Annotated in this window: 19 protein-coding genes and 2 pseudogenes; 9 read left to right on the top strand and 12 right to left on the bottom strand. The window is 68.6% G+C overall.

The window, feature by feature from the left end:
• Positions 1-40 precede the first annotated feature (40 nt).
• Positions 41-463, bottom strand: a complete 423-nt coding sequence (locus CSC76_RS03230) for a VanZ family protein (RefSeq protein WP_374500532.1) — start codon at positions 461-463, stop codon at positions 41-43.
• Positions 451-1635, bottom strand: a complete 1185-nt coding sequence (locus tag CSC76_RS03225; RefSeq protein WP_162108619.1) for a class I SAM-dependent methyltransferase — start codon at positions 1633-1635, stop codon at positions 451-453. Before CSC76_RS03225 ends, CSC76_RS03230 begins: the two co-directional genes overlap by 13 nt.
• Positions 1636-1755: 120 nt before the next feature.
• Here CSC76_RS03225 and CSC76_RS03220 point away from each other — a divergent pair, with 120 nt between their 5' ends.
• The gene (locus CSC76_RS03220) at positions 1756-2589 is read left to right on the top strand and encodes a proteasome-type protease (protein WP_162108618.1); all 834 of its coding nucleotides are present in this window, start codon (positions 1756-1758) and stop codon (positions 2587-2589) included.
• A 6-nt stretch (positions 2590-2595) separates the two neighbouring features.
• On the top strand, positions 2596-2784 hold the full coding sequence (locus tag CSC76_RS03215) for a hypothetical protein (protein ID WP_162108617.1): 189 nt from the start codon (positions 2596-2598) through the stop codon (positions 2782-2784).
• Positions 2785-2790: 6 nt separating this feature from the next.
• Here CSC76_RS03215 and CSC76_RS03210 read toward each other — a convergent pair whose 3' ends face one another.
• Together CSC76_RS03210 and CSC76_RS03205 are read right to left on the bottom strand one after the other, a co-directional pair.
• On the bottom strand, positions 2791-3732 hold the full coding sequence (locus CSC76_RS03210; protein WP_162108616.1) for an alpha-E domain-containing protein: 942 nt from the start codon (positions 3730-3732) through the stop codon (positions 2791-2793).
• Positions 3732-5189: a circularly permuted type 2 ATP-grasp protein gene (locus tag CSC76_RS03205; RefSeq protein ID WP_162108615.1), complete on the bottom strand. Its 1458-nt coding sequence runs from the start codon at positions 5187-5189 to the stop codon at positions 3732-3734. The genes CSC76_RS03210 and CSC76_RS03205 overlap by 1 nt, the downstream gene beginning before the upstream one ends.
• Positions 5190-5371: 182 nt before the next feature.
• Between CSC76_RS03205 and CSC76_RS03200 the strand changes: the two genes are divergently transcribed.
• Entirely contained in the window at positions 5372-6112 is a 741-nt protein-coding gene (locus CSC76_RS03200) for a pteridine reductase (RefSeq protein WP_162108614.1), read from the top strand.
• 111 nt (positions 6113-6223) lie between these two features.
• Here the strand turns inward: CSC76_RS03200 and folK are convergent, their stop codons facing one another.
• The 4 genes and pseudogenes from folK to tsaD all read right to left on the bottom strand — a co-directional run bounded on the left by folK (position 6224) and on the right by tsaD (position 9558).
• Positions 6224-6709: a 2-amino-4-hydroxy-6-hydroxymethyldihydropteridine diphosphokinase gene (folK, locus tag CSC76_RS03195; RefSeq protein ID WP_162108613.1), complete on the bottom strand. Its 486-nt coding sequence runs from the start codon at positions 6707-6709 to the stop codon at positions 6224-6226.
• A 4-nt stretch (positions 6710-6713) separates the two neighbouring features.
• The gene (gene folB, locus CSC76_RS03190) at positions 6714-7073 is read right to left on the bottom strand and encodes a dihydroneopterin aldolase (RefSeq protein ID WP_162108612.1); all 360 of its coding nucleotides are present in this window, start codon (positions 7071-7073) and stop codon (positions 6714-6716) included.
• A 53-nt stretch (positions 7074-7126) separates the two neighbouring features.
• A pseudogene (locus CSC76_RS19230) lies at positions 7127-8388 on the bottom strand (mechanosensitive ion channel family protein).
• A 132-nt stretch (positions 8389-8520) separates the two neighbouring features.
• The gene (tsaD, locus tag CSC76_RS03180) at positions 8521-9558 is read right to left on the bottom strand and encodes a tRNA (adenosine(37)-N6)-threonylcarbamoyltransferase complex transferase subunit TsaD (RefSeq protein WP_162108611.1); all 1038 of its coding nucleotides are present in this window, start codon (positions 9556-9558) and stop codon (positions 8521-8523) included.
• Between the two features lie 122 nt (positions 9559-9680).
• On the opposite strand from tsaD, the pseudogene rpsU reads away from it, so the two are divergent.
• The 4 genes and pseudogenes from rpsU to CSC76_RS03160 all read left to right on the top strand — a co-directional run.
• Positions 9681-9893: pseudogene (rpsU, locus tag CSC76_RS03175) on the top strand (30S ribosomal protein S21); the annotation flags it as partial.
• A 102-nt stretch (positions 9894-9995) separates the two neighbouring features.
• Positions 9996-10442: a GatB/YqeY domain-containing protein gene (locus CSC76_RS03170; RefSeq protein ID WP_162108692.1), complete on the top strand. Its 447-nt coding sequence runs from the start codon at positions 9996-9998 to the stop codon at positions 10440-10442.
• Between the two features lie 42 nt (positions 10443-10484).
• Positions 10485-10979 carry a GNAT family N-acetyltransferase gene (locus CSC76_RS03165; protein WP_162108610.1) on the top strand — a complete coding sequence of 165 codons (495 nt, stop codon included), beginning with the start codon at positions 10485-10487 and terminating at the stop codon, positions 10977-10979.
• Positions 10980-11037: 58 nt separating this feature from the next.
• Positions 11038-11919 (top strand): YihY/virulence factor BrkB family protein, encoded by an 882-nt coding sequence (locus CSC76_RS03160; RefSeq protein ID WP_162108609.1) that lies wholly within the window; start codon positions 11038-11040, stop codon positions 11917-11919.
• A gap of 45 nt (positions 11920-11964) precedes the next feature.
• Here the strand turns inward: CSC76_RS03160 and dld are convergent, their stop codons facing one another.
• Positions 11965-13653, bottom strand: coding sequence for a D-lactate dehydrogenase (gene dld / locus CSC76_RS03155; RefSeq protein WP_162108691.1), 1689 nt, complete (start codon positions 13651-13653; stop codon positions 11965-11967).
• Between the two features lie 71 nt (positions 13654-13724).
• Between dld and dnaG the strand changes: the two genes are divergently transcribed.
• Both dnaG and CSC76_RS03145 read left to right on the top strand, forming a co-directional pair.
• Positions 13725-15455: a DNA primase gene (gene dnaG / locus CSC76_RS03150; protein WP_162108608.1), complete on the top strand. Its 1731-nt coding sequence runs from the start codon at positions 13725-13727 to the stop codon at positions 15453-15455.
• A gap of 10 nt (positions 15456-15465) precedes the next feature.
• The gene (locus CSC76_RS03145) at positions 15466-15957 is read left to right on the top strand and encodes a protein tyrosine phosphatase family protein (RefSeq protein ID WP_162108607.1); all 492 of its coding nucleotides are present in this window, start codon (positions 15466-15468) and stop codon (positions 15955-15957) included.
• Between the two features lie 152 nt (positions 15958-16109).
• Here CSC76_RS03145 and cyoE read toward each other — a convergent pair whose 3' ends face one another.
• From cyoE to CSC76_RS03130, 3 genes are read right to left on the bottom strand one after another with little or no spacing between them, the layout of a single operon-like run.
• Positions 16110-17048 carry a heme o synthase gene (cyoE, locus tag CSC76_RS03140; RefSeq protein WP_238394856.1) on the bottom strand — a complete coding sequence of 313 codons (939 nt, stop codon included), beginning with the start codon at positions 17046-17048 and terminating at the stop codon, positions 16110-16112.
• Positions 17048-18193 (bottom strand): COX15/CtaA family protein, encoded by a 1146-nt coding sequence (locus tag CSC76_RS03135; protein ID WP_162108690.1) that lies wholly within the window; start codon positions 18191-18193, stop codon positions 17048-17050. The genes cyoE and CSC76_RS03135 overlap by 1 nt, the downstream gene beginning before the upstream one ends.
• Before the next feature lie 25 nt (positions 18194-18218).
• Positions 18219-18791, bottom strand: coding sequence for a hypothetical protein (locus tag CSC76_RS03130; RefSeq protein ID WP_162108606.1), 573 nt, complete (start codon positions 18789-18791; stop codon positions 18219-18221).
• Positions 18792-18864 lie beyond the last annotated feature (73 nt).

Raw genomic sequence — 18864 nt, 5'->3', positions numbered from 1 at the left:
AAGAAAAGCCGGGCAATGCCCGGCTTTTCTTCTGTTCCTGCTACGCGCGTCGCGGTCGAAGCCGGGTATCGAAGGCCAGCAGCATGTCGCGCAAGGGCGTGAACAACGTGGACAGGCCGGCCAGCACGCCGAGCGTATTGGCCAAGGCGTCGCGCGGATCGGCCATGCGCGTGGCGGTCAGCGCGCCCTGGGCGAACTCCAGACCGACGCCCAACGCGATCAGCAGTGCTGCCACGACCACGCAGCCGCGTCGCGTCGCGAACAGCTGCATCGCCGACGCCGACAACAGCGCGTAGGCGAGGAAGTGCTCCACCTTGTCGCCCCCTTCGGGCACCGGCGGCAGGCCGCTCAGGTTGACCAGCGACAGGACGACGACGCCCGTCACAGCCAGCAGCCACAGGCCCCACCACAGGCGCGGGCGATGGAACGGCTTCAACATGAAAACACCGCTCACAGGCGCCAGCTCAGGTCGTTGAACAGGAAGGCCGCGCCGAACTCGACATCGCGCGAGAAGCCCATCAGCTGGAAGCGCTCACCCATCTCGCTGGGCAGCGTCAGCCGCTTGGCTTCGTTGCGCAGGCGCAACAGGGTGGCCTCGTCCGCACGCGCCTGCGCTTCGTCCAGCCGCTCCTGCAGACCGTTGCCCAGCAGGAAGTTCGCCTGCGTGGTGTAGCCGGCGAGGTCGAAGCCGGCATTCGTACCAGCCTCGGCCAACGCGGTGAAATCGACCGATGCGGTGATGTCCTGCAGGCCCGGCCACAAGTAGGCATCGTTGTGGACGCGATGCCGGTAGTACGCGCGCAGCGTGCCGTCGTCGCGGTCGGCCTGGTAGAACTCGCGCCGCGGGTAACCGTAGTCGGCGAACAGCATCACGCCCTTGTCCAGGCCGCCCATCACCGCCTGGATCCAGTAAGGCAGCTGCGGCAGCAGCTCGGACCGGTAGCCATCGGGGAACGGCGCATCCAGGTAGCGTTCGACATGGCGGACTGCGGCCGACAGCAGCGCGTCGGCCGGACGGTCGGTGCGGACGAAACGACCCTCCCCGTCCAGCGCGACGCCTTCCTCGAACACTTCACCGTCACGCAGCGTGAAGCGCGGGGTGGGTAGCGCATCGATCACTTCGTTGGCGAACAGCACCCCATTCCAGGTCTCGTCCGGTGGCGCATCCAGCCACTCGACCAGTTCGAACACGGGCGGGATGAGCCGGCGCCCCAACCGTTCGCGCTGGCGTTCGCGCAGATCGGCGCTGGGCTCGAGGATGGCGTAGCGCGTGGGTAGCGCATCCAGTTCCAGCAGCCGCTTGAGCATGATCTCGGCGAATGCACCGCTGCCGCCGCCGATCTCGACGAACCCGGCTTCCGGGCCCAGCTGCTGCAGCACCGGCGCCACCGCCTGCGCCACGCAGCTGGCGAACAGCGGCCCCAGCTCCGGCGCGGTGGTGAAATCACCCGCTTCGCCGAACTTGGTGCTGCCCGCGCTGTAGTAGCCCAGCCCGGGCGCGTAGAGGCTGCACTCCATGAAGCGCGAGAACGGAATGCTGCCGCCCTCGGCGGCGATCTCGTTGCGGATGAAGGCCGCGAGGCGTTCGCTGTGCGCACGCGCGTCGTCGTCGGGGAGGGGCAGATCGGCCTGCATGGTGCACCGGACAGCGGGAAACCCGGTCATTGTACGGGCCGTCTGACACTGGAATGGCGGCCCTAGCCAACCCCGGGGGTCGCGCATAGAATCGTGGTGCACAGCAGCAACGGACACGCCATGACCTATTGCGTCGGCATCGAAGTCAACGAAGGCCTGGTCTTCGCCGCGGACACCCGCACCAGCGCCTCCTTCGACGATGTGCGCGTGTACCGCAAGATGCACGTATTCGAATGGCCCGGCGACCGCGTGTTCGTCATCATGTCGGCCGGCAACCTGGCCACCACGCAGCTGACCATCTCGCGGCTGCAGCGCGATGCCGACGATCCGGATGCGACGCGGAGCCTGCGCACATTCTCGCACCTGTACGAAGTGGCGGAGTACGTCGGCGACACCCTGGTCGCCAGCCAGGTGAAGATGAAAGACGAGGCGCAGCAGAGCGGCGTCAACGTGCAGTCCACGCTGATCCTGGGCGGCCAGATCGCGGGCGAGCGTCCCGGCCTGTACATGGTCTATCCGCTCGGCAACTGCATCGCCACCTCGCCGGAAACGCCGTACCTGCAGATCGGCGAGTCCAAGTACGGCAAGCCGATCCTGGACCGCATCATCCGCCCGGAAACATCGCTGGAGGATGCGGCGCGCTGCGCACTGGTGTCGCTGGATTCCACCATCCGCTCCAACCTGTCGGTCGGCATGCCGGTGGACATGGCGCTGCTGCGCAGCGGCGACCTGAAGATCAGCCAGAAGATGCGGCTGGAAGCGGACACCCCGCTGTACGCCGAGATCCACGACACCTGGTCGCGCAAGCTGGAAGCCGCCGTGCACAGCCTGCCGCGTTTCCCGTGGGAACCGCCGCAGGAACGCGAAGACGGGCCGGGGCCACTGCCGGCCATGCCGCCCCGCCGGATTCCTTCGCGACAGGATCCGGGCGACGCCCAGGGCCAGCAGCAGTAACGACCGATGGCTGCCGGCGGCCTGAAGCCCTGGGTGGTCGCGCTGCTCGTGTTCTGCGTGGGACTGGGGCTTACTGCCCTCTGCCTGGCATGGTGGGTGCCGCCGGCATGGCGTATCGCGGCGGGCGTGGCCGGCACGTTGATCGCCAGCAAGCTCGCGGCCGTGTCGGCCGCTGCGTGGCGTGCCCGCGACTGATCGGGTTCACCCGTGGAAGTAGCCCGCGGCGATGGCATCGTGCAGCGCGCCCAGGTGCGTCTGGATCTCGTCCATGAACGCGGCGGGGTTCCGCTCCGCGAGCACGGCCGGATCGGCGTTGCGGGTCATCCCGATCACCCGGTTGAGATGGCGGTCCACGCCAGGGCGGGGCGGCATGGTGGGCAGCACGCTCTGCGCGCGCGTCAGGCAGAAGTGCACGCTGCGCGGAAACTCGTTGTTCTGCAGCAGGAACCGCAGGGCCAGTTCCGCGGTGACGCGCTGGCGCACGTGGCGACGGAACATCTGGTACGCGGCCAGCGAACGCAGCACGCTCATCCACTGCATGTTCTGGAACGCTTCGCGATCCTCTTCGTGGCGCGGGGTGACCAGGCCGGAGGCGCCGGCATCGATGATGCGCGTGGTCATGTCGGCCTGCTCCAGCGCCGTGCCCAGGCGCAGGAACTGGTACCCGATGTCGCGGCTGACGTTCGCGCTGAGCAGGCCGGAGACCTTCAGGCAGCCGTCGACGATGCGCTGCAGGAACTCCATGCGGTAGCGCCGGCCCAGACTGCGCTCGCCCTGCGCGCCGATGTAAAGGTGCAGGTCGTTGATCGCTTCCCAGACGTCCTGTGGCAGCGTGTCGCGGATGCCGCGCAGGATTTCCCGGGCGGAATCCACGGACGTGCGCAGCGATGAGGGATTGCGTTCGTCCAGCAGCAGGAAGCGGATCACGTCCACGTCGCCTGCGGCGTCGCCGGCATCCGGGTAGCACTGCTCAAAGCAGTCGCCCGCGCCCACCGTGTCGATCATCGGCCGCCACGCGAACCGCACCGAACGGGGCATGTCCAGCTGCAGCTGGCTGCCCACGCCCACCAGGCGCGCGGTGTTCTCTGCACGCCGCACGTAGCGGCTGAACCAGTACAGGTTGTCGGCCACCCGCGACAGCATCAGGCGTTCTCCCCGTCGTCGTCTGCCAGGTCCACCACCCAGGTGTCCTTGGCGCCACCGCCCTGCGAGGAATTGACCACCAGCGAACCCTTCACCATCGCCACGCGCGTCAGCCCGCCGGTGGTGACATAGGTGTCCTGGCGCGACAGCACGAACGGGCGCAGGTCGATGTGGCGCGGCGACGGGCCCTGCTTGGTGACGATGGGCGCAGTGGACAGCGCCAGCGTGGGCTGCGCCATGTAGTTGCGTGGGTTGGCTTCGATCAATGCCTTGAATTTCTCGCGCTGTCGCCTGGTCGAGCGCGGGCCGATCAGCATGCCGTAGCCACCGGATTCGTTGGCCGGCTTCACCACCAGCTTCTCGATGTTCTCCAGCACGTACCTGCGCTCCTTGGCGTTGTGGCACAGGTAGCTCGGCACGTTGGGCAGGATGGGATCCTCGTCCAGGTAGTACTTGATCATCTTCGGCACGTAGGCGAAGACCACCTTGTCGTCGGCCACGCCGGCGCCCGGCGCGTTGGCCAGCGCGACCCTGCCGGCACGCCAGCTGCGAATCAGGCCGGGCACGCCCAGCACGGAATCCGGATGGAACACCTCCGGATCGATGAACAGGTCGTCCACCCGGCGGTAGACCACGTCCACGCGCTTCGGCCCGTACACCGTGCGCATGTAGGTGCAGTCGTCGTCGGCGACGAACAGGTCGCTGCCTTCGACCAGTTCGATGCCCATGGCCTGCGCCAGGTAGGCGTGCTCGAAGTAGGCGCTGTTGAACACGCCCGGCGTCAGCAGCGCGATGACCGGCGTGTCGCCCGGGCGCGGCGAGAGCGCGGCCAGGGTGTCGTACAGCTGGCTGGGGTATTCGTCCACCGGCAGGATCGAGCTGGTCTCGAACAGTTCCGGGAACACGCGCTTGGCCACCATGCGGTTTTCCAGCATGTAGCTGACGCCGCTGGGGATGCGCAGGTTGTCTTCCAGCGCGTACAGCGTGCCGTCGCCGTCGCGCACCAGGTCCGAGCCGCAGATGTGCGCCCACACGCCCAAGGGCGGCGTGATGCCGACGCACTGCGCGCGGAAGTTCACCGAATCCTTCAGCAGCATCGCCGGGAACACCTTGTCCTTGACGATCTGCTGCCTGCCGTAGATGTCGCCGATGAACAGGTTCAGCGCGCGCATGCGCTGCTTCAGGCCGGCTTCGGTGCGCTGCCATTCGCTGAGCGGGATGATGCGCGGGATCAGGTCGAACGGCAGCGTGCGGTCGACGTTGCGGCCGTCGGAGTACACGGTGAAGGTGATGCCCTGCACGCGCGCCACCACGTCGGCGGCGAGCTGGCGTTCGGCGAGTTCACGGCCGGACAGTCCCTCCAGGTATTCGACCAAGCGGCGTGCGGCCGGTCGCGGCCGTCCATCGGCCTGGATCAGTTCGTCAAAGGTCGTGGTGCGGTACTTCGCCCAGTCCATTCGCCTTCCTGCTGTCCCGGCCGGCGCATCCGGCACGGGGTGATGCGTCGCAACATGCCCGCTGGATGCTCGCGTCGTCAAGCATCCCTTCGACGCGAAGATCGACTCACATTTTTCGGTGCGGTCTTGCGCCATTCCGGTGCAAAGCAGGGAGAATGCGGACTCCTGTTCCGGAGCCTGCCATGCCCACATCGCGTCGTGTCGTCCTCATCACCGGCGCCGCCCGTCGCATCGGCGCCGCGATCGCCCGCCGGCTGCATGCCGACGGCTACGACGTGGCGCTGCACTACCGGGACTCGGCCGCCGACATGCACGGTCTGGTCGACGAACTGGAAGCCGGGCGCCAGGGCAGCACGCTGATGCTGCAGGCCGACCTGGCGGTCTTCGACCGCCTGCCCGAACTGGTGGCGAGAACCGTGGGCCATTTCGGCCGTCTGGACGCCCTGGTCAACAACGCATCGGCGTTCTATCCCACGCCCGTGGGCGGCGCCACCCCGGCGCAATGGGAGGAACTGTTCGCGGTCAACGCGCGCGCGCCATTCTTCCTGGCGCAGGCGGCAGCGCCGCACCTGCGGGCCGCACGCGGCGCCATCGTCAACATCGCCGACATCTATGCCGAGAAACCGCGTGCGGACCTGGCGGTGTACGCCGCCTCCAAGGCCGCGCTGCTGGCGGTCTCGCGCGGGCTGGCGGCATCGCTGGCGCCGGAGGTGCGGGTGAACGCGGTGTCGCCCGGCGCCATCCTGTGGCCGGATGGCGGGATCGATCCACACGTGCAGGACCGACTGCTGGCGCAGACACCGCTGGGCCGCATCGGCGATCCCGGCGACATCGCCGGCACCGTCGCCTGGCTGCTCGGCGACACCGCCGGCTACGTCACCGGCCAGGTGATCCACGTCGACGGCGGCCGGCACATCACGTAGCGCACGCACGCCGTAGCGTGCGCCATGCGCACGACCGCAGCGTAGCCCGGTCATGCGGTGGGTGGAGCGGCGCGATGATTCGGGTCCCGAAGGTCGTGCGCGCGGCGCACGCTACGGGAATGGCACCGCTTGGGGAGGCGTGGCGTGGTCAGAATGTTCGCGCCACAGCGCCGCCAGCGTGCGTCCACTGCGCGGCTCGACCGCCTCCGGCGCGATGTCCACCAGCGGCAGCAGCACGAACGCGTGCTTCAACTCATCGCGGGGCAGCCGCAGGTTGCCCGGCCCCTGCAGCACCAGGTCGTCATAAAGCACGATGTCGATGTCGAGCGTGCGGTCGGAGAAGCGCGGCCCGCTGCGATCCCGGCCATGCGCATCTTCCAGCGCATGCAGCCAGTCGTTGAGCGCGAAGGGGTCGAGGTCGCTGTCGATCACGGCGGCGGCATTGAGGAAGTCGGTGCCGTCGAAACCGACCGACCGCGTGCGGTAGACCGGCGACAGCAGCACCTCGCCGAACCGCGCGCGCAGGGCGGCGACGGCGGCGCGCAGGTGGCGTTCGGGCTCGACGTTGCTGCCCAGGCTGAGATAGGCCATTCCCATGGCGTCAGGCCGGACGTTCGCCGCGTTCGATCAGCACGCCCACGTTGCGGGCGCCGGTGACCGCGCCGGGCTTGCTGAGCTTCAACCGCACCCAGGCCACGCCGAATTCGTCGCGGATGATCGCTGCGCACCGCTCCGCCAGTGTCTCGACCAGGCCGAAGTTCGCCCCCTCCACGAAGGAGATCAGCCGCTTGGACACGGCCTTGTAGTCCAGCGTGTGCGCGATGTCGTCGCTCGCCGCCGGCACGCGGTTGTCGAACGCCATCTCCACGTCCAGCGCCACGGTCTGGCGGATGCCGCGCTCCCAGTCGTAGATGCCGATGACGGTCTCGATGCGCAGGTCTTCGATGAAAACGATGTCCATGGGGGGGCTCTGGATCCGGGTGCGGGAATGGTACGCGCAATCGATGGGCGCGCTCAGCCCATGGCCGCCACGGCCGCACCTGGCACACCGTGCAGCCGGCGCACGTCGGCCCCACCCGGCTGCTGGAACACCAGCAGCCCGAACTCCGGCAGGATCGCCAGCAGATGGTCGAAGATGTCCGACTGGATGCCCTCGTACGGCCCCCATGCCACGGTGCGGGTGAAGCAGTAGACCTCCAGCGGCAGGCCGGTCGGGCCCGGCGGCAACTGGCGCACCAGCAGCGTCATGCCGTCGTGGATGTCGGATGCGCGCGCAGGTAGGCCTCGACGTAGGCACGGAAGGTGCCGAGGTTGGTGATGCGGCGCTGGTTGACGCGCTCGCGTCCCTGCTCGGCCAGGCGTGCGTTCCAGGCGTCCAGTTCGCAATCCTTGCGCTGCAGGTAGTCGGCCAGCAGGCGGAAGCGGCGCAGCCGCGTCTGCCCGTCTTCGTCCAGGAAACGCACACTGTTCTGGTCCAGGTGCAACGCGCGCTTGATCCGGCGCCCGCCGGACTCGCTCATGCCGCGCCAGTTCTTGAACGAGTCGCTGATCAGCTTCTTGGTGGGGATGGTGGTGATGGTCTTGTCCCAGTTCTGCACCTTCACCGTGTGCAGGGCGATGTCGATGACGTCGCCGTCGGCGTTCTGGCTGGGCATCTCGATCCAGTCGCCCACCCGCACCATGTCGTTGGAACTGAGCGTCACGCTGGCCACCAGCGACAGCAGCGTGTCTTGGAACACCAGGATCAGCACCGCCATCATCGCGCCCAGGCCCGACAGCAGAATCACCGGCGAGCGGTCGATCAGCGCCGCGACCATCAGCACCGCCGTGACCACGAACACGACGATCTTCAGCAGCTGCAGGTAGCCCTTGATCGGCTTGTCGGCTGCATCGGGCCGCCGCTGGTAGACCTCGTTGGCCAGGTCCAGCGCCGCCGCGACGGCCAGCGCGACCGTGAGGATGATGAAGGCGAAGCAGACGTTGCGGACGACCGTCACCAGCAGCGCCGGGAGGTCCGGCACGAAGGCGACGCCGGCGGCCAGCACCACCGCGGGCACCACGTTGGCCAGGCGCGGGATCCCCCGCAGGCGGACCTGGTGGTCGCCCTGGCCCAGCGGCAGCGTGGCCAGCAGCCGGCGCAGGCCGCGCAGCAGCACGCGCTTGGTGATCCAGTTGGCCAGCCACGCCAGCAGTACCAGTGCGCAGGCGACGACGACGGTATACGCCCATGAATACGGCGCAAGGCTTGCGCGCAGGGCATCCAGCTGCTCGGTCATTCCGTTACCCCTTGAGGTGGTTCATGCGCGCACTGGCATCTGCATTGCGCAGGCGGGCGCACCGGTTGGCGGAGCGGGAAAGCCTAGCCGCACCGCCTTGAACCTGAACGGAATTCGCCGCGCCCGTTCCCCTCAGCCCGCTGCGGCCACGGTCGCCAGCGTGGCCATGTCCCAGCGCGGCGTGACCTTCACTTCGGCCGTCTCGTGCTGGCCCGCCTCCAGCCTCAGTGCGCCGGCGAACGCGATCATCGCGCCGTTGTCGGTGCACAGCGACGGACGCGGGAAGCAGGCGCGGCCGCCGCGCCTGAGCGCCATGTCCTGCAGTTTCGCGCGCAGGCGCTTGTTGGCGCCCACGCCCCCGGCGATGACGATGACGTCGCTGCCGGCTTCGTCCAGCGCGCGTTCGCACTTGATCGCCAGCGTGTCGACCACCGCATCTTCGAAGCCGCGCGCGATGTCGGCCTTGGTCTGTTCCGACTGGTCGCTGTCGCGCCACGCCAGCAGCACCTGCGTCTTCAGGCCGGAGAAGCTGAAGTCCAGCCCGGGGCGGTCGGTCATCGGCCGGGCGAACCTGAACCGGCCCGGCGTCCCCTGTTCGGCCAGCGCAGCCAGCTGCGGACCACCGGGGTACGGCAGGCCCATCATCTTGGCGGTCTTGTCGAACGCTTCGCCGGCGGCGTCGTCCAGCGTCTCGCCCAGCAGGCGGTAGCGGCCGATCGCATCCACGGCCACCAACTGGGTGTGTCCACCGGAGACCAGCAGCGCCACGAACGGTGCTTCCGGCGGATCGTCCTCCATCAGCGGGGCCAGCAGGTGGCCTTCCATGTGATGGACGGCCACGGCGGGCACGTCCAGCGCCCAGGCCAGCGACCGGGCCACGCCGGCCCCGACCAGCAGGGCGCCGACTAGGCCCGGACCGGCCGTGTAGGCCACGCCGTCCAGGTCCCGGGTTTCCAGGCCGGCCTCGGCCAGGGTCTGCCGGATCAGCGGCAGCAGCTTGCGCACGTGGTCGCGGCTGGCCAGTTCCGGCACCACACCGCCGTATTCGGCGTGCAGGGCGATCTGGCTGTACACCGCGTGGGCCCGCAGGCCGGCCGCGCCGGACCGGCCGGTGTCGTAGACGGCCACGCCGGTTTCGTCGCAGCTGGTTTCGATGCCGAGGACTTTCATGACGGGGATCTGGGGCTCCTGGGGGACAGGGACAAGCCGGGGTGGGTTGCAGCGCCGGAGTCAGCCGCTATAATACGCGGCTCACCCGGTCTGCCCGGGCCTTTACTTCACCGAGATTACGTATGCCCAGCGTCAAAGTCCGCGAAAACGAGCCGTTTGAGTTTGCGCTGCGTCGCTTCAAGCGCACCTGCGAAAAGGCCGGCGTCCTGGCCGAAACCCGCAAGCGCGAGTTCTACGAGAAGCCGACCCAGGAGCGCAAGCGCAAGGCCGCCGCCGCGGTGAAGCGCCAGCTGCGCCGCAGCTCGCGCGCCGTCACCAAGCGCCAGCGCCTGTACTGGGCCGCGTCGCTTCGCGAGAAGCCGGCACGCGCAAGCGTCGCCGGCTTTTTGTGTTTTTGGCGCCCGCGGGCGCCGCCCCACCCTCCGCAGGAGTCACCCATGTCCCTGAAACAGCAGCTCACCGATGACATGAAGGCCGCGATGAAGGCCGGCGAGAAGGATCGCCTGGGCGTCATCCGCCTGATCAACGCCGCCATCAAGCAGAAGGAAGTCGACGAGCGCGTGGAACTGGACGATGCCGCCGTGCTGGCCGTGCTGGAGAAGATGGTCAAGCAGCGCAAGGATTCGGTCAGCCAGTACGAAGCCGCCCACCGCGAGGACCTGGCCGCCGTCGAGCGCGCCGAGATCGCGGGGATCGACGCCTACCTGCCAGCCAAGCTGGGCGAGGCCGGGATCCTGGCCGCCATCGAGGCCGCCATCGGCGAGACCGGCGCGTCCGGCCCGGCCGACATGGGCAAGCTGATGGGCGTGCTGAAGCCGCGCCTGGCCGGCCAGGCCGACATGGGCCTGGTGTCCGCGCTGATCAAGAAGAAGCTGGCGGGCTGAGCCCAAGCCGCTCGGGGGACGTCTCCATGGCATCCTGACGCCATGGAGACCCCCACCATCACCCTGCGCCCGGCCACCCGCGCCGACATCCCGCAGATCCTCGATTTCATCCGCGGCCTGGCCGAGTACGAAAAACTCGCCCACGAGGCCGTTGCCACGCCCGCCCTGCTGGAACAGCACCTGTTCGGGGAGCGGCCTGCGGCCGAAGTCGTCATCGCCGAGGCCGACGGCACGCCGGCCGGTTTCGCCCTGTTCTTCCACAGTTTCTCGACCTTCCTCGGACAGCCGGGGCTGTATCTGGAAGACCTCTTCGTCTATCCCCGCTATCGCGGCCTGGGGCTGGGCAAGCGGCTGATGGTGCATCTGGCGCGCCTGGCGGTGGAACGCGGATGCGGCCGCTTCGAATGGTCGGTGCTGGACTGGAACACGCCCGCGATCGATTTCTATCGCCGCCTGGGTGCCACCGGCATGGACGAATGGACCGTGCAGCGCGTCAGCGGCGAGGCACTGCGCGCGCTGGCCGACGCGTCCACGTGAACGTCCCGACGACGCCGCGCTAACGAAGCGCTGACACGCGGCGGGCCACCCTCGGCCCATGCACACGCCTGTCCGCCTTCCCGCCATCCGGCAACACCTGCAGCGGCTGGGGGCGCGCGCCGAGCGCAGCCTGCCCGCGGCATTGATGCGCCGCTTCATCGAGACCGACCTGATGACGCAGGCCGCATCGCTGTCGTTCTATGCGCTGCTGTCGCTGGCGCCGCTGCTGATCCTGCTGCTGTGGCTGACGGCCTCGCTGTACCCGCCCGCACAGCAGTCGCTGCTGGACCAGATTGGCCAGCTTGCCGGCTCCGATGCCGCCGCCGTGGCCACCACCGTGATCCGCAACGCCGACGCCCGTCCCGACCTGGGCTCGCTGGCGGGGCTGTGGAGCACCGCGCTGCTACTGGTCGGCGCGACCGTGGTCTTCGCCCAGTTGCAGGGTGCGCTGAATCTGATCTTCCGCACCGACGCGCAGCGTCTGAATGGCCTGGTGGCGTGGCTGAAGAAGCGGGTGTTCTCGCTGGGCGTGGTATTGGCCATCGGCTTCCTGTTGATCGTGTCGATGATCGCCACCACGGCGCTGCAGGTGGCCTTCGCACGGCTGCCGTCGCTGCTGCCCGTGCTGGGCTACACCAGTACCCTGATGCTGTACGCGCTCGCCTTCGCCTTCTTCTACCACTACCTGCCGGACCGGCGCGTGGCGTGGAAGCAGGCGTTCCTGGGCGGCGTCATCACGGCGCTGCTGTTCGCAGGCGGGCGCTACCTGATCGGCCTCTACCTGGCCGAAGCGGCACCCGGCAGCGCGTACGGATCGATGGGCGCGCTGGTGCTGATGCTGGTGTGGATCTATTACGCCAGCGTGGTGTTCTTCGCCGGGGCGCTGATCACGGCGGTGATCGACGAGCGCAGAGTTCGAGAAGTGAGTCGGGATGAGTGAGGAGTGCGAGAAAGCAGCTTTTACTCACTCCTCACTCCTCTCCACTCACTCCTTCCAATCAGTCCGCTTGCTGGTCTTGCCGATGCCGGGATTGAACGTGTTGGTGGGATCCAGCCCGCGGTAGAACGCGGCCAGCTGCGGCTTGGCGTGGTAGAGGTGGCCCACATTGTGTTCGGCCGGATACTCGGCGCCACGCGCATCCAGCAGCTTCCAGAGCGCCTGCTCCACCGCAAGCGGATCCGTTCCCCGGCGCACGATGTAGTCCTGGTGGAAGACGTGGCAGAAGAAGGGCCCGTAATAGAGACGCGCGACCATGGTGTCCGCCAGCGCGGGGGGCAGCGTCTCCACCCAGTCGCGGTCGTCGCGGCGCAGGGCGACATCCAGCGCGACGATGTCCTCCACGGTGTCGCGATGCACTTCACGATACCGCACGGCGGCGCCGGCGACGGCGAACCGGTGCAGGAACGCCTTGCGGCCCTCGTCGGCATCGCAGGCGAAGAATGCCCCTTCGCGGCCGGCGAAGAAGCGGTCGAGGAAATCGCGCGTGGCACCTGCGTCCTGTGCCGACACCTTGAGCAGCAGGTGGTGTTCGTAGCGCACGCGGAAATCACGCAGACGTGGCGGCAGGTGGTCGGGCAACCACCCGGACACCGCCTGCAGCACGCGGTCGGTCAGGCCGCGCAGGCCCCACCGCTCGCACCAGCCGTCGATGCGGCTCTTCAGGGCGAATGCCGCCGGCACCCGGTCGGTGCCGAAGCGGTCGATCAACAGGAAGGTGTCCTTGCCGTAGCGGTCGCCGATATCGAAGGCGTCGCGATGCAGGTATTCGCCGGAGATCGGCAGCCGCTCGAAGGCGGTCAGCAGGTGGCGTCGTACGGCCGTCAGGTCGTCCGGATCGTTGCTGCCGATGTAGAACACGGCGGCTTCGTCCTTCTCGAACGTATCCAGCCGTACCGCGAACACGGCCAGTCGCCCCGCGCATCCCGACGCCTCGTGCAGGCGCGACGGATCGGCGTTGTAGCGCGCCGGCGTCGGCGCATCGACCTGGCGTACGTGGGCCGCGTAGCCGCGGTCGGAGGCCGCGCGGTCGGCATCGCGGGCGATGTCCGTGGCCGTGTAGTCGCCCGCCTGCAGCCGCGTCAGGATCTCCTCCGGCGTGTCGCCCAGGGCGATGCCGAGATGATTGACCAGCCGCAGCACGCCGTCGTCGTCCACCTGCGCGTACAGCGCCAGCTCGGTGTAGGCCGGGCCACGCCGCACCAGTGCGCCCCCCGAGTTGTTGCACACGCCGCCGAGGACGGAAGCGCCGATGCAGGAGGAGCCGATGACGGAATGCGGTTCGCGTCCCAGCGGTGCGAGCGTCTTTTCCAGCACGTCCAGCGTCGCGCCCGGCAGGCAGACCACCTGGCGGCCGTCTTCGATCACCTGCACGCCGGCCAGCCGCTGGGTGCTGACCAGTACGATGCCGCGGTCGTAGTCGTCGCCATCCGGCGTGGAACCCCCGGTGAGCCCGGTGTTCGCCGCCTGCATCAGCACGATGCGCCCGGCCTGCACCGTGGCCTCCAGCACGCGCCACAAGGCCAGCAGCGTGCCGGGGCGGACCACGGCCAGCACCGGGCCGTCGCCGAAACGGTAGCCCTTGCGGTAGCGGCGCGTCGCCCGCGTACCCGTCAGGACGTGCGCCGCGCCCACGGCCTCGCGCAGCTGGACCAACAGGGCTTCATCGGAGGGCATCGTCGCAGGCATGACCGCATGGTAGCGCGCGACCCCGGCGGCCCGGCCGGGCATGGCATCCTATGTGGCCCATGGCCCGCATCCCCGACGCCTTCATCGACGAACTGCTCGCCCGGACGGATATCGTCGAGGTGGTGGGCGCGCGCGTGCCGCTGAAGCGGCAGGGCAAGGAATACTCGGCCTGCTGCCCGTTCCACGACGAGCGCTCGCCCTCGTTCACGGTGTCGCCGACCAAGCAGTTCTACCACTGCTTCGGCTGCGGCGCGCACGGCACCGCGCTATCGTTCCTGATGAACTACGACCGCCTCGAATTCCTCGATGCGGTGGAAGAACTGGCCCGCCGCAACGGCATGGAAGTGCCGCGCGAGACGCAGCAGCGCAACGAAAACAACGATACCCGCGACCTGTTCAACGCCCTGGAAGCCGCTGCGCGCTTCTTCCAGCGCAACCTGGAGGGCAGCGAGAAGGCCAAGGCCTACCTCGATGGCCGCGGCGTGGATGCGGCGATCCGCACGCAGTTCATGATCGGCTACGCGCCCGATGGCTATTCCGCACTGAAGGACGCGCTGGGCACCGACGAGCGGCGGATGAAGCTGCTCGACCGCGCCGGCCTGTTCTCGAAGAACGACCGCGGCCACGTCTACGACAAGTTCCGTGACCGGGTGATGTTTCCCATCCATGACCGGCGCGGACGCGTGATCGCCTTCGGCGGCCGCGTGCTGCAGAAGGATGATGGCCCCAAGTACCTCAATTCGCCGGAGACCGCGCTGTTCCACAAGGGGCGCGAGTTGTACGGCCTGTGGCAGGTGAAGCAGGCCAACCAGAAGATCGCGCGGCTGGTGGTGGTCGAGGGCTACATGGACGTGGTCTCGCTGTTCCAGTTCGGCGTGAAGGAGGCCGTCGCCACGCTGGGCACGGCGACCACGCCGGAACACGCCGAACTGCTGTTCCGCAACGCGCCCGACGTGTATTTCTGCTTCGACGGCGACGCCGCGGGCCAGCGCGCGGCGTGGCGCGCACTGGAATCGGTACTGCCGCGCATGAAAGATGGGCGGCAGGCCTTCTTCCTGTTCCTGCCCGATGGCGAGGATCCCGACACCATCGTGCGACAGGAAGGCGCGGCGGGCTTCGACGCGCGCCTGCAGCAGGCGATGCCGCTGTCGGAGTTCTTCTTCCAGGAACTGGGCAAGGACATCAGGCTGTCCACGCTGGACGGCAAGGCGCGTCTTGCGGAGCGCGCACGCCCCTTGTTGGCACAGATTCCCGATGGCGCCTTCGGCGACCTGATGCGCCAGCAGCTGACGGTGGTGACGGGCGTGGGTGCGGGCACCGCGACGCCGTCACCCGCGCCGGCACCGGCACGGCGCGCATCCGCTGCCAAGCCGGGCCAGAAGCCCAGCCTGGTCCGCCACATCATCGTGCGACTGCTGCACAAGCCCGCGCTGGCCCTGGCGATCGAATCGACGCATGGTTTCTCGGGCCTTCGATTGCCGGGCATGGAGCTGCTGCTGGAGCTGCTGGCCCTGGTCCATGCGCGCCCCGACATCACCACCGGTGCGCTGCTGGAACATTTCGCCGAACGCGACGAGGCCGCCGCGCTGCAGAAGCTGGCGATGCAGGGCCTGCCCGGCGACGAGGACGGCTGGCGGCAGGAGGTCCTGGATGCCGCGGTTCAGCTGGAGAAGCAGATGCTGCAGCAGCGTCTTGACGAACTGCAGGCCAAGCAACGCAATATCGGGCTGGACGAAGCCGACAAGTACGAACTGCGCACGCTGCTGCAGGCCCGCATCGGCCGCCATTGAGGACTCCGTGATGAAACGCACCGCTTCCCTGCTGCTCTCCGCGCTGCTGTGCGCAGCGTCCTTCGCCGCCACCGCCCACGATTTCGTCCAGCCCCGACCCGGGCTGCATACCGGTGGCCAGCCCTCGCGCGACGATCTTGCGCGCCTGCAAGCCGAGGGCGTACGCACGGTGATCGACCTGCGCGCTCCCCAGGAAGATCGCGGCTACGACCAGGCGGCCGAGGTGCGTCGCCTCGGCATGGACTACATCGCCCTGCCGATCGCCGGCAAGGACGACATCACGCCGGCGAACGCCGCGGCCCTGCATGCCCTGCTGAAAGAGCGCGACGGCGAAGTGCTGCTGCATTGCGCCTCGGGCAACCGCGTCGGTGCGCTGCTGGCGCTGGCGGCCGTCCAGGTCGATGGCGCATCGCCGGAAGCGGCGCTCACCCTGGGCCGTGCGGCCGGACTGAAGTCGCTGGAGCCGGTGGTGATGGAACGGTTGGCGAAGCCCGAACGCTGAGGGGTGTGTAGGCGCGACGTGAGTTGCGACCGCACGAACGAAGCCACGCTTCAAGTTCGTTCGTGCGGAAGTGCGGCAACGGCATCGCACGAGCCAAGCAGAAGAAGCGCCGACCAGGAGCGGTCGCGACTCACGTCGCTCCTACAGCAGCATCACCCCGCCGGCACGAACGCGATGCCGCCCACCGAGGCGGCCGGACGCAGCAGCGGCATCGCCCAGTGGTCGACCAGCAGGAAGGCGAACAGCGCCATCAGGTAGACGATGGAGTAGTTGAACACGCGCATGGCGAAGAACTCGTCCGGCGGGGTCAGCAGGCGCCACGCGTACCACAGGAACACCGAGCCCAGCACCAGCGCGCCGCCCAGGTAGAAGAAGCCGCTCATGCCGAATACCACCGGCAGCACGGTCACCTCCACCAGCAGCACGGTGTAGAACAGGATCTGCCAGCGCGTGTAGGTCACACCGTGCGTCACCGGCAACATCGGCACCAGCGCGCGCGCATAGTCTTCACGACGGAAGATCGCCAGGGCCCAGAAATGCGGCGGCGTCCACACGAAGATGATCAGCACCAGCAGCAGCGCGTGCGGCCAGTCCCACTCGCCCTGCATGCCGGTCATCGTGGCCCAGCCCAGCAGCGGCGGCGCCGCGCCGGCGATACCGCCGATGACGATGTTCTGCGGCGTCGCGCGCTTCAGGAACACCGTGTACACCACCGCGTAACCGATCAGCGACGCGAAGGTCAGGATGGCGGTGATCGTGTTGACCCACAGCACCAGGATCGCCATCGACAGTGCGGCCAGCACCAGCGCGAACGCCAGCGCCTGCCACGGCTTCACCTGGCCCTGCACCAACGGACGCCACGAGGTGCGCGCCATCTTCGCGTCGATGCGCGCATCCAGCAGCTGGTTGATGGCGGCGGCGCTGGAGGCGGCCAGCCAGATGCCGAGGAAGCCCAGCGCGCCGCGCAGCAGTTGGTCCCCATCGGGCAGACCCTCGATGGCAAGGCACATGCCCACCAGCGCGGTGAACACGATCAGCGCCACCACGCGCGGCTTGGTGAGGTCCCAGTACTGGCGGAACGTGGACGCCATCAGTCGGGCCTGCGCAGGCGTGCGAGCAGCGAGACCATCGTGAACAGCAGCAGCACGGCGCCGGCGTTGTGCGCCACGGCGACCGGCAGCGGCAGGTTGAGCCTGACGTTGAGGATGCCCAGGGTGACCTGCGCGGCGATCAGCACGATCAGCGTCAGCGCCCAGCCGCGCATGCCGGGCGTGCGGAACAGGCGCAGCGCCAGGGCCAGCACGTACAGCGCCACGACCACCGCCATGGCGCGATGGGTCAGCTGGATGGCGATGCGCGATGCGCCGTCCAGCACGCCGCCCTCATAGTCCACGCCGATGCCCCGCCACAGCACGAAGCCTTCGCGGAAGTCCGCCGGCGGCAGCCACTGGCCCACGCACTTGGGGAAATCCAGGCCGCAGGCCAACGCCGCGTAGTTGGCGCTGACCCAGCCGCCCAGCGCGATCTGGATGCCGAGCAGCACCAGGCCGCCGGCCAGCCAGCGCCGCAGCACCCGGGCGTCGGCCAGCGTGATGGGCCGATCAGTCGCGCGCCATGCCATCCACACCAGCAGGGAGAAGGTGGTCAGGCCACCCAGCAGGTGACCCATCACCACGATGGGCTTCAACAGCCACGTCACCGTCCACATGCCGAGCAGCGCCTGGAAGATGATCACCGCCAGCGTCAGGGCGGCGGCGCGCGCCAGATCGATGTTCGACCAGCGCAGGGCTGCGAACAGCAGGATGGCTTCCCCGAGGATCGCCAGCGCCGACGCGGCGACGTGCTCGCCGTGCATGTACAGCGGGATGGCGGCACCGACCAGCCCGGCGGCCGCCAGGATCTGCGCGATGCCCCAGCGGCGACGACGCGCGGCCAGCAGGGCCAGCACCAGCACCAGCACGCCCAGCGACGCGGCGATGTGGCGATGCACCTGTTCGCGCCATGCCTTGTGGGTCTCGAACGGACGGATCTCGCTGGCCACGTGCGAAGCCGCTTCGTCGACGGCCTTCGGCCATGCGGCGCGGCCGTAACAGGTCGGCCAGTCCGGGCAGCTCAGGCCGGCATCGGACAGGCGCACGAAGGCGCCGAACACGACGACGCACAGCGTCAGCGCGACCGCCAGCCAGGCGATGCGGTGGAAATGTCGGTAGATCACGGGGCGCGCAACAGCATTCATCATGGTCTGCGGTTCGTTCGGGAGCTCAGATGAGCTTGATCAGCTTGGCGACGTCGGTACGCAGGTGACCAGGGTCGAAGCCCGGGGCGTAGCGCAGGATGACGAAGCCGTGGGGATCGATCACGTACACCGGCGTGCCGGTAGCGTCGTCCACCTGCGGCAGGCGCGCGCGCAGGGGATCGTCGGCACGGACCTGGCGCAGTGCCGCGTGGCGCGGCGCCTGCGCCGGGTAGTCGCCGATCCACAGGATGTCGACTTCGTCGGCGTTATGGCCGAACAGCTGCCAGACCTTGTCCAGGTCCCGCGCCAAGGTCAGGCACGCGTCCGCGCAGCCGGGTGCGGGTGCGGCCACAATGCGCCAGCGGCGCTCGGCGGGGTTCCATGCGTACGTGCCGCCATCGACGAGTGCGGGGGCCAGATCGCGTGCATCCGCGGGCGGCTGCAGCAGCTGGCCATGGTTCTTGTGCCCCGCAGGCTGCCAGCCGGAGAAACGCAAGATGCCGGCCCCGGACACGGTGCCGAAGAACAGGGCGAACAGGCCGACGAGCATCCACCGCCCGCGACGCCGCTGGGCGGGATCGAATGGTTTGGGGTCCATGGGCGGCATTTTCTCATGCCCGGGCGCTCATTGCCCCTATGCCGACGCCGGACAACACGGTCCCGCAGGCCAA

Source organism: Pseudoxanthomonas mexicana, assembly GCF_010093385.1.
GTDB lineage: Bacteria > Pseudomonadota > Gammaproteobacteria > Xanthomonadales > Xanthomonadaceae > Pseudoxanthomonas_A > Pseudoxanthomonas_A mexicana.
The sequence above is the reverse complement of the archived record's forward strand: the minus strand, read 5'-3'. Positions and strand labels throughout refer to the sequence as shown.